The organism is Curtobacterium sp. UNCCL20 (assembly GCF_900101675.1).
Lineage (GTDB): Bacteria > Actinomycetota > Actinomycetes > Actinomycetales > Microbacteriaceae > Curtobacterium.
The window spans coordinates 19005-32224 of sequence record NZ_FNKG01000002.1 but is presented as its reverse complement, the minus strand read 5'-3'; the positions used below and the strand labels follow the sequence as shown (position 1 = coordinate 32224).

The 13220-nt window shown below is 70.9% G+C and carries 11 protein-coding genes; 6 read left to right on the top strand and 5 right to left on the bottom strand.

Features of this window, described 5'->3' with window-relative positions:
- The first annotated feature begins 58 nt into the window (after positions 1-58).
- The gene (locus BLT36_RS09465) at positions 59-1264 is read left to right on the top strand and encodes an MFS transporter (RefSeq protein WP_092094608.1); all 1206 of its coding nucleotides are present in this window, start codon (positions 59-61) and stop codon (positions 1262-1264) included.
- 92 nt (positions 1265-1356) lie between these two features.
- Positions 1357-2175: an aldo/keto reductase gene (locus BLT36_RS09460; protein ID WP_092094606.1), complete on the top strand. Its 819-nt coding sequence runs from the start codon at positions 1357-1359 to the stop codon at positions 2173-2175.
- 7 nt (positions 2176-2182) lie between these two features.
- On the opposite strand, the gene BLT36_RS09455 is transcribed toward BLT36_RS09460, so the two are convergent.
- Positions 2183-2521 (bottom strand): hypothetical protein, encoded by a 339-nt coding sequence (locus BLT36_RS09455; RefSeq protein ID WP_092094604.1) that lies wholly within the window; start codon positions 2519-2521, stop codon positions 2183-2185.
- A gap of 95 nt (positions 2522-2616) precedes the next feature.
- Here BLT36_RS09455 and BLT36_RS09450 point away from each other — a divergent pair, with 95 nt between their 5' ends.
- Both BLT36_RS09450 and BLT36_RS09445 read left to right on the top strand, forming a co-directional pair.
- Positions 2617-3468, top strand: a complete 852-nt coding sequence (locus BLT36_RS09450; RefSeq protein WP_139166425.1) for a LysM peptidoglycan-binding domain-containing protein — start codon at positions 2617-2619, stop codon at positions 3466-3468.
- Positions 3469-3533: 65 nt separating this feature from the next.
- On the top strand, positions 3534-4055 hold the full coding sequence (locus BLT36_RS09445) for a ribonuclease H family protein (protein ID WP_070417909.1): 522 nt from the start codon (positions 3534-3536) through the stop codon (positions 4053-4055).
- 14 nt (positions 4056-4069) lie between these two features.
- Here the strand turns inward: BLT36_RS09445 and BLT36_RS09440 are convergent, their stop codons facing one another.
- A complete protein-coding gene (locus BLT36_RS09440) occupies positions 4070-4321 on the bottom strand; it encodes a DUF6458 family protein (protein WP_071291234.1) in 252 nt (83 codons plus the stop codon).
- A gap of 133 nt (positions 4322-4454) precedes the next feature.
- Positions 4455-7025 (bottom strand): DEAD/DEAH box helicase, encoded by a 2571-nt coding sequence (locus BLT36_RS09435; RefSeq protein WP_092094600.1) that lies wholly within the window; start codon positions 7023-7025, stop codon positions 4455-4457.
- Positions 7026-7087: 62 nt separating this feature from the next.
- Here BLT36_RS09435 and BLT36_RS09430 point away from each other — a divergent pair, with 62 nt between their 5' ends.
- Positions 7088-8104: an LLM class flavin-dependent oxidoreductase gene (locus BLT36_RS09430; RefSeq protein ID WP_092094598.1), complete on the top strand. Its 1017-nt coding sequence runs from the start codon at positions 7088-7090 to the stop codon at positions 8102-8104.
- Between the two features lie 485 nt (positions 8105-8589).
- Here BLT36_RS09430 and BLT36_RS09425 read toward each other — a convergent pair whose 3' ends face one another.
- Together BLT36_RS09425 and BLT36_RS09420 are read right to left on the bottom strand one after the other, a co-directional pair.
- Positions 8590-11067, bottom strand: coding sequence for a glycoside hydrolase family 3 protein (locus BLT36_RS09425; RefSeq protein WP_092094596.1), 2478 nt, complete (start codon positions 11065-11067; stop codon positions 8590-8592).
- Between the two features lie 36 nt (positions 11068-11103).
- Positions 11104-12372, bottom strand: a complete 1269-nt coding sequence (locus tag BLT36_RS09420; RefSeq protein ID WP_254787541.1) for an MFS transporter — start codon at positions 12370-12372, stop codon at positions 11104-11106.
- 131 nt (positions 12373-12503) lie between these two features.
- On the opposite strand from BLT36_RS09420, the gene BLT36_RS09415 reads away from it, so the two are divergent.
- Positions 12504-13094, top strand: coding sequence for a TetR/AcrR family transcriptional regulator (locus BLT36_RS09415; protein WP_092094594.1), 591 nt, complete (start codon positions 12504-12506; stop codon positions 13092-13094).
- The last annotated feature ends 126 nt before the right edge of the window (positions 13095-13220 follow it).

Here is a 13220-nt window from a genome sequence, read left to right as displayed (position 1 = left end):
GCGGACCCCTCCCCAGGACGGGGGACAGCCCGATCCGGCCGGTCCGTACACTCGTCCCGTGAGCACGTACGGACCCCTCCTGAAGACCCCTGGCGTCGGTCGCGTCATCGCCGCGCAGCTCACCGCACGCTTCCCGTTCGGCATGCTGTCGCTCGCCTACCTGCTGCACGTCGAGCACGTCTTCCACTCGTACGGCTCGGCTGGACTCGTCCTCGCGACCACCAGCGTCGGCCAGGCGCTCGCGGGTCCGCTCACGAGCCGGTGGATGGGCAGCTGGGGCATGCGGCCGGTCCTCATCCTGACGAGCCTCGTCGCGCTCGTGAGCATGGGCGTCATCGCGTTCGTCCTCATGCCGCTCTGGGCCTACGTCGTCGTCGGGTTCATCGGCGGCCTGGCGGTCCCACCCGTGCAGCCCGCCGTGCGCACCATCTACCCGAAGATGGTGACCTCGTCGCAGCTCACGCCCCTCTTCTCCCTCGACGCGAGCGCGCAGGAGCTCATCTGGGTCGCCGGCCCGGTCATCACCACCTTCGTCGCGACGCAGATCGGCACCGTCGAGGCGATCGTCGTCGCCATGGTGTTCCTCGTGGTGGGCGGCACCTGGTTCATCGCCTCCCCCGAGCTCGGTCGCGTCCGGATCCCCCGCTCGAAGCGCGCGTTCGGCGTCGTCCTGAAGCGTCCGTCCGTCGTCGTCGCCACCCTCACCGGCCTCCTCCTCATCGGGGCGTGCGCCGCGGTCGAGGCGAGCGTCACGAGCGTCTTCGGCGAGGGCAGCCCGAACGCGGGCATCGTCCTGGCCGTCTTCGCCGTCGGCTCGCTCATCGGCGGTCTGACGCTCGGCCACCTCCCGATCTCGCGCAACACCCTGTGGACACGGATGTCCATCGTCTTCGTCGGCCTCGCGCTGGCCGTGGGCGGCACGAACTTCTGGTGGCTCTGCTTCGCCCTCGTCATCGCGGGTGCCGGCATCGCGCCGGCCCTGGCGGTCATGTTCGGCTCCGTCTCGGCGACGGTCAAGTTCTCCGACACTGCCGAGGCCTACGGCTGGATGGGCACGGGCCAGCTCATCGGTGCCGCCGGCGGTTCCGCCGTGGCCGGCTTCCTCATCGACAGCAGCGGTCCGACGGGAGGCCTGATGGTCGGCGCGATCGCAGCCGCCGTCGGCGTGGTCCTACCGCTCGTCACCAAGCGGTGGCTGCCCGACCTGCGCGGTCGCGACGCCAGCCCCATCCCCGACACCGAACCGGTGAACATCCCCACCTGATTCCGGACGGTCGCGTTCTCCACAGCGGCTCGGTTCTCCACAATCGGCCTGGAGGCTCGGCGCACCTCCGTCGAGATCGGCAGGATGGGTGCATGGTCACCTCGGTCCCCCTCCGCGACGGCGCGTCGATCCCCGCGATCGGCTTCGGCGTCTACAAGGTCGACGACGCCGAAGCGGAGACGGCCGTCGGCCTCGCGCTGGACGCCGGCTACCGGCACGTCGACACAGCCGAGATGTACGGCAACGAGACCGGCGTCGGGAAGGCGATCCGTTCCTCCAGGCTGGACCGTGACGACGTCTTCGTGACGACCAAGGTGTGGAACGACCACCAGGGGCGCGACGCGACCCTGCGGGCGTTCGACGGCAGTCTGGCGCGGCTCGGACTGGACGCGGTCGACCTGTACCTGATCCACTGGCCGGCCGCGGCGAACGACCACTACGTCGAGACCTGGCGCGCCCTCGTCGAGCTGCGGGAGTCCGGCCGGGCGCGCAGCATCGGTGTCTCGAACTTCCAGGTGCCGCACCTCGAGCGGATCATCGACGACACCGGCGAGGTCCCCGTCCTGAACCAGGTGGAGCGGCACCCCTGGCTGCCGCAGCGCGAACTCATGGGCTTCCACGAGCAGCACGGCATCGTGACGGCTGCCTGGTCACCGCTCGGCCGTGGGCGACTCATCGAGGAGCCGGTGCTCACCCGCATCGCCGACGCCCACGGGGTGAGCGTCGCGCAGGTGCTGGTCCGCTGGAACGTGCAGCAGGGCGTCGTGGTGCTGCCGAAGTCGGTGACGCCGTCGCGGATCCGGTCGAACCTCGACGTCGACGGGTTCGTGCTGAGCGACGACGACCTGGCGGCGATCGCGTCGCTCGAGTCGGGGCAGCGGACCGGATCCCACCCGGACTCGGTGTCCTGACGGGCCGCTACCCCCGGCGGTCCTCCTCGGACTGCCACGGCAGGTGGAGATCGCCCGGTTCGGGCTCGACGTCCCCGGCGTCGTCCGCCCCACCGGTCCCGGGGGCCGCGACGATGCGGGTCGGGTCGATGCCGTCCTCCTCCAGGTCGGCACGGTCCCGCTGCTGCGTCTGCGAAGCGTCCATCTCCCGCTCGCTCGACGGGCTGTAGGAGGTGTCGGCGGCGCGCTGCTCACGCTCCCCCGAGCCCTGCTCGTCGTCGTGCTGGGTCCGCTCGCGCAGAGCGTCGTTGCGGGCGCGGTCGTCGGACGGTTCGGGTCCCGGTGCGTTCGGGATGCTGTCGCTCATGCCCGGGACGTTAGTCCGCGTGTCCCGGGTACCGGTTCGGTCACGTCGCTCGGATCACGCCCGGGGCCTCGCTACGCTCTCGGCGAGGGGGAACGATGCGAGGAACACGCGCCACCACGACGGTGGTCATCGGCTCAGTCCTGACGGGACTGCTGCTCACGGGGTGCTCGGCGTTCGGCGGGAACGACAGCGTCCCGAAGCCGACACGGCAGGCGTCGGTCGACGGCGGCGGTCAGGACGCGACGCCGATCCCGACGCCCGGTACCGAGGCAGTCCGCGCCGAGCAGGTCGTCCCGGCGGGCACGGTCGTCGCCGAGACCGACGCGGTGTCGAAGAGCGGGGACACCAGCATCCACGTCCGGGTCGTCGCCGACGACCATGGCACGTTCGAGGCGGAGTTCTCCGGGTACCGGACGACGAACCCGCAGCCGATGCGCCTCGAGTTCCGCCGGACTGCGAAGCTCGGGGACTACTGGGACAACGGCGCGATGGGCGAGACGACCTGGGGTACCGACGGCCCGGTCCCCACCGGCGTCACCCTCCGGAAAGCAGGCGCGTACCCGGACTTCCTCCGCGACGTGGTCCTCGTTCCGCAGCCGTCCCCGGACAGCAGCGACGACTCCGACCGCCCCTGGGTGGGATCCGTGCTCGCCGTCGGTGCCCTCGACTGGACGATCCCGCAGCCCTTCCCCGACCTGCGGATCACCGTCGGCAAGGACCGCCCGGGCGCCTACGGCTACGTGTTCGACAGGGACGCCGCTCACCTCGCCGCCGGCGGCACGCCGAGCAAGTACGAGGTGGCGCACGGCGACGACCAGACCACGGTGGCGAAGCGCTTCGGGATCACGGTCCCCGCGCTCCGCTGGTTGAACCCGACCATGCAGGTCAAGGAGAACGGCTGGATCTACGAGGGCACGATCCTCAACCTCGACCCGGCGACACGCTGAGGTCCGGGGCGTCGGTCGGGTCCGTTACGGTGGACCAGCACTCGCCACACGCAGGAGGTCCCACCGTGACGATCGTCGCCGCAGCAGACGGCTCAGCCCTCGGCAACCCCGGCCCGGCCGGCTGGGCCTGGTACGTCGACGACGACCGCTGGGCCGCCGGTGGGTGGCCGAACGCCACGAACAACCAGGGCGAGCTGACCGCCGTCCTGCAGCTGCTCCGCGCCACGAAGGACACCGGCGAGCCGCTGCACATCCTCTGCGACAGCCAGTACGCGATCAAGGCGTGCACCGAGTGGCTCGCGGGCTGGAAGCGGAAGGGCTGGCGGAAGGCCGACGGCAAGCCCGTGCTGAACGTCGAGATCATCAAGGAACTCGACGCGGAGCTGCAGGGGCGCAAGGTCACGTTCGAGTGGGTGCGCGGCCACGTCGGGCACGAGATGAACGAGGCGGCGGACGTCCGCGCCCGCGGTGCCGCGACCGCCTACCAGCAGGGCACCGAGGTGCCGCACGGCCCGGGGTGGCCCGGGGTCGAGGTCACCGAGCCGGCCGCGCTGCCCGAGGCGACGCCGCCGGCGACCCTGTTCTGACCCGTCCTCGGGCGTCAGTACGTCCCGTCGCGCCGGTCCTGGCGCGTGATCTGCTCGCCCGAAGCCGGGTCGACGCCTGAGCGTGTGGTGGTCGTCGTCCGGCGTCCACCGAATGCAACGGCCAGGCTGATGATGAGCAGCACGACGCCGGCCGCCATCAGGATGTACCCGATCAGCCGCAGGTCGACGCCGGCGAGCTGGATGTTCAGGGCGAACGCCACGATGGCGCCGATGACGATCAGGGCGATGCTCGATCCGATGCGCACGGGTGGGGTCCTCTCGGGGTGGTCCCGGGCCGGTCGGCTCAGGGCTGGCGCCGAACCTACCCGCTCGCCGGTGTCACCGTTCCGAGCCGAGGTGACGACGCCGCGACCGCACGGCGCAGCCACCACGACCGCGTCAGTCGACGTCGACGTCCGACCACCCGTCGAACCGGCCGATCTCGGTGACCCGCACGACGGCCTCGCCCGCTTCGTCCGACGCATCGAGGTCGATCGTCGCGGAGAAGCCGAAGTCCTTGTCGCCCTCGGGGTCCGCGAAGATCTGCCGGGCACGCCACACCCGCGGGGTCGAGGTCGCGCCGGTCTCGTCGAGCACGAGGTACTGCATCGATCGGGCGTCGGCGTCCGTCCCGACGGTGTCGTGCTCGTCGTAGTACTCCTCGAGCACGTTGTCCCACGCAGACCGGTCGAACCCGTCCTGGGCGTCGAGCATCCCGAGCCCCTCGACGTTGTCGTCGGCAGCGAGCAGCACCCGCTGGAACAGGGCGTTGCGCACGAGCACCCGGAACGCCCGCGGGTTGCCGGTGAGTCGTGCGGGCTGCGGTGGCGAGATCTCCTCGTGCTCCTCGGAGGCCAGCAGGACGTCGCCGTTGAGCAGCGCCTCCCACTCGTCGACGAGCGAGGAGTCGGTCTGCTTGACGACCTCGCCCAGCCACTCGATCAGGTCGTCGAGTTCCTGGGTCCGCTGTTCCTCGGTGATGGTCTGCCGCATCGTGCGGTACGCGTCGGACAGGTAGCGGAGCACGAGGCCCTCGGAGCGGGTGAGCTGGTAGAACCGCACGAAGTCGCCGAAGGTCATCGCGCGTTCGTACATGTCCCGGACGACGGCCTTCGGGGAGAGCTGGAAGTCGAGGACCCACGGCTGCTCCGCCGCGTAGGCCTCGTACGCCGCCTCCAACAGCTCGGCCAGCGGGCGAGGCCACGTGACCTCCTCGAGCAGCTCCATCCGCTCGTCGTACTCGATCCCCTCCTGCTTCATCCGGGCGACGGCCTCGCCACGCTCCTTGAACTGCTGCTGCGACAGGATCGCCCGCGGGTCGTCGAGGGTGGCCTCGACGATGGAGACCATGTCGAGCGCATAGGTGGGAGAAGACGGGTCGAGCAGTTCGAACGCGGCGAGCGCGAACGGCGACAGCGGCTGGTTGAGCGCGAAGTTCGGTGCGATGTCGACGGTCAGCCGGTACTCGCCGTCGACCTTCTCGATCACCCGGGCGTTGATGAGCGTCCGGGCGATCACGAGCGCCCGCCGGGCCATCGCGAGCTGCCGCGCGCGCGGTTCGTGGTTCTCGAAGACCAGGGCCCGCACCGACGAGAAGGCGTCGCCGCCGCGGGCCACGACCGACAGCACCATGGCGTGCGTGACCTTCATCCGGGACACCATCGGCTCGGGTTCGGCGGCGATGAGCCGCTCGAACGACGCCTGCCCCCAGGACACGAAGCCCTCGGGCGCCTTCTTCCGCTTGATCTTGTTCTTCTTCTTGGGGTCGTCACCGGCCTTGGCGACGGCTCGGGCGTTCTCGATGTCGTGCTCTGGTGCCTCGGCGACCACGTCGCCCGCGGTGTCGTACCCGGCGCGTCCGGCGCGGCCGGCGATCTGGTGGAACTCGCGTGCGGAGAGCTGGCGCATCTTCGTGCCGTCGAACTTCGTGAGCCCGGTGAACAGCACGGAACGGATCGGCACGTTGATGCCGACGCCGAGGGTGTCGGTGCCGCAGATGACGGGCAGCAGTCCGCGCTGGGCGAGCTGTTCGACGAGCCGCCGGTACTTCGGCAGCATCCCGGCGTGGTGGACGCCGATGCCCGCCCGGATGAGCCGTGACAGGGTCTGCCCGAACCCGGCGCTGAACCGGAACCCGGCGATGGCGGCGGCGATCTCGTCACGACGCTCGCGGGACGCGACCTTCGCCGACATGAGCGACTGCGCCCGTTCGAGCGCGGCGGCCTGGGCGAAGTGCACGATGTAGATCGGTGCCTTGCCCTCCTCGAGCAGGCGCTCCACCGTCTCCTGGACGGGCGTCATCACGTACTCGTACTCGAGCGGCACCGGCCGCGAGACACCCGTGACCCGCGCCGTCGGCCGTCCCGTGCGGCGGGACAGGTCGTCGGCGATGGTCGTGACGTCGCCGAGGGTGGCCGACATGAGCAGGAACTGCGCCCGTTCGAGCACGAGGAGCGGCACCTGCCACGCCCAGCCCCGGTCGGGGTCGCCGTAGAAGTGGAACTCGTCCATCACGACGACGTCGACCTCGGCGTCCGGGCCCTGCCGGAGCGCCAGGTTGGCGAGGATCTCGGCGGTGCAGCAGACGATCGGAGCGTCGGCGTTGACGCTGGAGTCGCCGGTGACCATGCCGACGTTCTGGGCGCCGAACAGGTCGACGAGCTGGAAGAACTTCTCGGAGACGAGCGCCTTGATCGGCGCAGTGTAGTAGCTGCGCTTGCCCTCGGCGAGCGCCGCGAAGTGCGCTCCGGCGGCGACGAGTGACTTGCCGGTGCCGGTCGGGGTGCTCAGCACGACGTTGGCACCGGAGACGAGCTCGATGAGCGCTTCGTCCTGCGCCGGGTAGAGGGGACGCCCGCCCTCCTCCGCCCAGTCGGCGAACGCCTGGTAGACGGCGTCCGGGTCGACGACACCGCCGACGGCCGCCGGCAGTGCGGCGACGAGCGGGGCAGCGGTGGTGGTGTCGGTCATGTCCCCATCCTCCCAGGGCGGGACTGGAGGCACGGCTCGATACACGCGCATAGACTCGCGTCGTGCGCGAACTCGGCTTCCTCTCCTTCGTCCCGAACCACGGCGGCACCGCGGGGGCGGCTGCGGCCCTCGAGGACGGCCTGCGGCTGTTCGAGACCGCCGAGGCCCTCGGCTACGGCACCGGGTGGGTGCGCGGGCGACACTTCGAGCCGTTCCTCACGAGTCCGATGACCTTCTTCGCCGCCGCGGCCCAGCGCACGCGCACGATCGGGTTCGGCACCGCCGTCCTCGGCATGCGCTACGAGGACCCCGTGCGGCTCGCCGAGGACGCCAGCACCGTGGACCTGCTGAGCGGCGGCCGTGTGCAGCTCGGCATCAGCACGGGCATCGCCGGGTACGGCCCGATCCTCGACCCGGTGTTCGGTGGGTCCGAGCGCAGCTTCCGCGACGAGGCCGAGGCCCGCGCGGCCCGCCTGCTCGAGGTGCTGCAGGGCGACCCGCTCGGCAGCGCGGGCAAGGGGTACGAGAGCATCCCGGCCGGCGCAGACCTCACCCTGCAGCCGCTCAGTCCGGCGCTCCGGAACCGTGTGTGGTGGGGTGGCGGGAGCATGGGGACCGCGGTGCGGACGGCCGAGAAGGGGCTGCTGCTGCACTGCTCGACCCTCAACACCGAGGACACCGGTGCGCCGTTCGCCGAGGCGCAGGCCGACCAGATCGCCGCGTACCGCGACCGCTTCGCCGAGCTCCACCCGGACCGCACACCGAAGGTCGCTGTGGGCCGGATCGTCGTCCCGCTGCTCGACGACCACGACCGTGCCGTCCACGAGGAGTTCCTCACCGGGTACGCGAGCGGGATGGACGACGAGGGACGCCCGCTCTCCGGCACACCGCCGTTCCGGTTCAGCACGGTGCTCTCCGGGGAGCCGTCAGCGATCGTCGACGCGCTGCTCGCCGACCCTGCCGTCCGGGCGACCGACGAGCTCGTCATCACCCTGCCGGCGAACGGCGACGCGGCGTCGCACGAGCGGATCCTGCGCATCGTCGCCGAGGAGATCGCGCCGGCTGTCCGCGACCGCTGACGAGCGCCACACCGCCAGAAAACGGCAGCACGCAGCACCGCAGCCCAGCACGGGCGGAACAGGCATCCGGCGGGCCCGCACCGAGGGTGGTGAGGCGCTCGGGAGCCCGGCCGGATGACCATCTCGTCCCTGATCCGCACGGGATGGTGCACCCATCGTTCCACCTACCGTCCGGTTTGTCACACCAGATTGCGGATCAGGGACCGTAAACCTGACGATCGATCACCCGTTTTTCCAGTGCTGCAAGAAGTCAATCGCTTGACCCGCCGCAAACTCGGATCCGCCCCGGGAAGACGAATGCGCCCCCGCGCGGACGCGGGGACGCATTCTGAACGCACCAGGGGCACCAGGGCTCCATCGACCGGATCAGGAGGCCGTGTCGCACGGGGCACCCCGTTCTCGGTGCGTGCGCCGACGGTAACCAGCCGCCTGGCGCACGTAGATGCTACTGAATGAACATCAGGCCTGCGCGGAAATGGGACGATTCACCTCAGTTCGAGGGGCACCGAACCCGACTCCTCCGCCACCGACGCCCCGACGTGCAGGGTGAAGACGCCCGGCTCGTAGGCCCAGGCACCGTCCCAGTGCGCGAACGCCCGGGCCGGCACCTCGATCGACACCTCGGTCGACTCCCCCGCACCGAGACGCACCGGAGCGAACCCGACGAGCCACCGCACCGGCCGGTCCACCGCGGACTCGGCACGCGAGGCGTACACCTGCACGACGTGCTTGCCGGCACGGTCGCCGGTGTTCGCGACGGTCGCCGTGACGATGACGGCGTCCCCCTCGGACACGGTCGGGGTCGCCGCGACGCCGTCGATCGTCCAGCTCGTGTACCCGAGGCCGTGCCCGAACGGGTACGCCGGCTCGGTCCCGGCACGGAGCCAGGCCCGGTAGCCGATGTGCACGCCCTCGTCGTAGGCGACCCTGCCGTCGACCGGCGTGACGTCGAGGACGGGGACGTCGGCCATCGCCGCCGGCCAGGTGGTGGGGAGGCGTCCGCCCGGCTCACGCGCGCCGGTCAGCACGTCGGCGAGCGCGTTGCCGTACTCCTGGCCGCCGAACCAGGTGAGCAGGACCGCGGCGACGTCGTCCCGCCACGGCATCTCGACCGGCGACCCGGCGTTGACGACGACGATGGTGTTCGGGTTGGCTGCGGCGACCGCGCGGACGAGGTCGTCCTGGTGCCCGGGCAGCGCGAGCGACGACCGGTCGTACCCCTCGGACTCGACCTTCGAGTTGGTGCCGACCACGACGACCGCGACGTCCGCGCCGGTCGCCGTCGAGACGGCTGCGTCGATGAGGACCGACGGGTCCTCGTCCGACGGCTCGGTGCCGAACTGGTAGGCCAGCACCCCGCCGAGCGTCTCGTCCTGGATGACGTCGTACTCGATGCGGATCGCGACCTCCTGCCCGGCCGTCACGTCCACCGGCACGGACCGTGCCGGCGGGTTGAGGAACGCGGCGCCGAGCTGGTCGCCCTCGAACGGCACGTCCTCGTCGAGCACCAGCTCGCCGTCGATCCACATGCGCGACCGTCCGGCCGCACCGATGCCGATCCGCGCGGTGCCGGTGGACTCCGCCGTGTACGTCGTGGTGATGTCGAGCCGGTCGGCCTCGCGCGTCGGGGCGTCTCCGCCGAACCAGAACAGCGCGGTGGCACGGCGGTCCTCGACGTACAGTTGCTCGCCGTCCTTGACGAAGGCGACACGAGCGCCGGGCTCCCCGGTCGCCGGGTTCGTGATGGTGGACAGCGGGAACTCCGCGATGCCCTCCTGCACGACGGCGCCGATGGAGTAGTCGACCGTCGCGCCCGGGAACGCGGCGCGGACACCGCCGAGGGGTGACACGACCGAAACCGGCACGACCGTGGCCGAGCCACCGCCCTGCGTGCGGGCCTGGTCGGCGTTGTGGCCGATGACGGCGATGCGGGAGACGGCGGGCGCGTCGAGCGGCAGGATGCCGGTGTTGCGGACCAGGACGGTGCCCTCGGCCTCGGCCTCGCGGACGAAGGCGACGCCGTCCTCGACGTGCACCGGCTGTGCGGCCACCGGCTCGAAGCCCTCGAGTGCGCCGACGCGGGCGGCGAGGGTCAGGATGCGGCGGACCTTGCGGTCGATCGACTCGATCGGCACGTCTCCGGACTGCACGGCGGCGAGCAGCGGACCCTCGCTCCACCACTGGTTCGGTCCGGGCATCGCGACGTCCTGCGAGGCCTTCGCTGAGTCGACCGAACGGACTCCGGTCCAGTCGGACACGACGATGCCGTCGAAGCCCCACTCCGAGTTGAGCGGCGTCTCGAGGAGGTCGTTCTCCGAGGCCGTCACGCCGTTGATCGCGTTGTACGAGGACATGATCGCCCAGGCGTGCGCCTCGGTCACGGCCTTCTCGAACGCGAGCAGGTACAGCTCGCGCAGGGCCCGCTCGGACACCTCGGTCGACGCGGTGAACCGGTCGGTCTCGTAGTCGTTCGCGATGTAGTGCTTCGGCGTGGCGGCGACGCCGTTCTCCTGCACGCCCTCGACGTACGACGCCGCCAGGTCACCGGTGAGCACCGGGTCCTCGCTGAAGGCCTCGAAGTGCCGTCCGCCGAGCGGCGAGCGGTGCAGGTTGATGGTCGGGCCGAGGACGACGTCGACGCCCTTGCGGCGGGCCTCGACGGCCGCCGCCGCGCCGTAGCGCTTCGCGATCGCACGGTCCCACGACGCGCTCAGCGCGGTCGCCGACGGCAGGTTCAGGGACGGGTCGCGCTCGTCCCACACCTCACCACGGACCCCGGAGGGTCCGTCCGACATCAGGATGCGCCGCAGCCCGATCTTCTCGATCGGCCAGGTGGTCCAGAAGTCCCGCCCGGTGAGCAGCTGCACCTTCTCGTCGACGGTCAGCTGGTCGACGAGCGCGTCGATGCGCTCACCCAGCGGGGACGGACTGGAGGCAGTGGTCACGTCGTTCGTGGAAGTCACGGGACGGGTCCTTTCGTTCAGAGCCGGAGCAGGTCGTCAGCGCACGCCGCGGATGCGCGAGACCGACACGATCCCGAGCAGCCCGACGACGGCGCCGGTGATGAAGAAGCCGGGGTAGCCACCGGTGAGCGCGATGACGCCGGGTGCGGCGGCGGGGACGATCGACTGCGGCAGGGCCTGCGCGATGTTCACGACGCCGAGGTCCTTCGCGTTGTCCTCGTCGGACGGCAGCACGTCGGTGATGAGGGCCAGGTCGACGGCGTAGAAGACGCCCATGCCTGCGCCCATCACGAACTCGCCGACGAGCACCATGCCGAGCGACGGTGCGAGCGCGATGAGCACGAGGCCGACCACGCCGACGATGCCGGCGACCGCCACGAAGAGCTTCCGCCGCCCGAGCTTGTCGGACAGCCACCCGGCGACGAGGGACGTGAGGACGATGCCGACGACGTTCCACAGCGTGCCCTGGAACACCGCGTTCGCCAGGTTCGAGGCGTTCACCCCGATGTCGTCGCGCAGGAAGTACGTGAGGTAGCTCACCGCGGTGTACTGCGCGGCGACCATCATGAAGCGCGTCAGCCAGGCCCAGCCGAGGTCCGGGTGCTTGACGGGGTTGAACACGAACGAGCCGAACAGCTGCCCGATGCCGAGACGCGAGGTCGGACGGTTCGTCAGGACGCGGTCGCGGAAGACCAGTGCGTAGAGGACCACGACGGCCGACCCGATGGCGCCGGGCACGATCATCTGCGTCGCCGACGTCGAGAACAGCTGCACGAGGAACGTGCCACCGACCAGCGCGAGGTTCTGCGCCAGCCCGAGGAGCGCTGCGACCCGACCCCGCTGCGACCTCGTGACGTGGTCCGGCAGGACCGCGGTGAGCGCCGCGATCGTGGCGTTGTAGGCGATCTGCGCGACCGCCCACGCGAGCACCAGCACGACGGTGGACGACGTCGTCGCGACGACCACGAGGGCTGCGAAGCCGACCACGGTGCCACCGATGATCCACGGACGACGCATGCCGAGCCTCCCAGCAGTCCGATCGCTGAAGCGACCGGCCAGGGGGTTGGCGACCATCGCGGCGAACGCGCCGATGCCGAGCGCCAGCCCGAGCACGCCCGCCTGGTCGTCGGGCGCGATCTCGGCGACCTTGAGCGCCATGGCGACGAGCACCGGCGGCAGGAGCGCGATGTACAGGCCGAGCATCGCGATCGGCATGCCGAGCGTGTACATGAGGGGTGCACCGCGTCCACCGGTGGGAGCCACCGCGGTCGGGGTGTCGTTGACGGTCAGGGCATCGTTGGCCACGGCAACCTCTTCTCGGGTTCGCCGCCGACGTCGGCGACTCGCACGCCTTCGTCGGCGGCTCCCGCAACCGTACCACCAAAACCAACTCTGGCTAGGTTTTGGCGGGCTCTTCCGGACGGTAGGGTCCTGCCATGGCACGACGGGGTTCGTACGCGAAGGGCATCGCGAAGCGCGAGGAGATCCTCACGGTCGCGCTCGACCTCGTGGCACAGCAGGGCTTCCGCCGCACGAGCATCAAGGACATCGCCGAGGCGGTCGAGCTGACGCAGGCGGGGCTGCTGCACTACTTCGACTCGAAGGACGAGCTCTGGGTCGAGATCCTCCGGCGTCGCGACGAGCTCGACCTGGCGCACGACTGGCAGGCTGACGACCCGGCCGCGCTCCTCGCCGCCATCGTCCGCCACAACACCGAGGTCCCCGGGCTCGTGCAGATGTTCGTGAACCTCTCCGCCGCGGCCGCGACGGACCCCGAGCACCCGGCGCACGAGTACTTCCGCGAGCGCTACGAGCGCAGTCGCCGCGACCTCTCCGACGACTTCCGGGTGATGCAGGAGGACGGGCGACTCCGCGCCGACGTCGACCCCGAGCAGCTGACGAGCGTCCTGCTCGCGGTGTCGGACGGCATGCAGATCCAGTGGCTCTACGACCCCTCGCGCGACATGGCCGAGCACGTCGAGCTGGTCGCGCGGCTCGCGATCGCGCAGGCGGTCCCCTCCGCATAGCCGGGAGGCGCGGTTCCGGATCGCGCGGTTCCGGGTCGCGCGGTTCCGGATCGCGCGGTTCCAGATCGCGCTCCGCACCGTGCGCGCTTGCCAGCCGGTGCAGCGTCGGCGGCCCCGTGCCGGGTT

Excerpts from the sequence above, each read along its gene's own strand:
- BLT36_RS09450 (WP_139166425.1), top strand. The coding sequence starts at position 2,617 with ATGCGAGGAACACGCGCCACCACGACGGTGGTCATCGGCTCAGTCCTG.
- BLT36_RS09455 (WP_092094604.1), bottom strand. The coding sequence starts at position 2,521 with ATGAGCGACAGCATCCCGAACGCACCGGGACCCGAACCGTCCGACGAC.
- BLT36_RS09460 (WP_092094606.1), top strand. The coding sequence starts at position 1,357 with ATGGTCACCTCGGTCCCCCTCCGCGACGGCGCGTCGATCCCCGCGATC.
- BLT36_RS09435 (WP_092094600.1), bottom strand. The coding sequence starts at position 7,025 with ATGACCGACACCACCACCGCTGCCCCGCTCGTCGCCGCACTGCCGGCG.
- BLT36_RS09415 (WP_092094594.1), top strand. The coding sequence starts at position 12,504 with ATGGCACGACGGGGTTCGTACGCGAAGGGCATCGCGAAGCGCGAGGAG.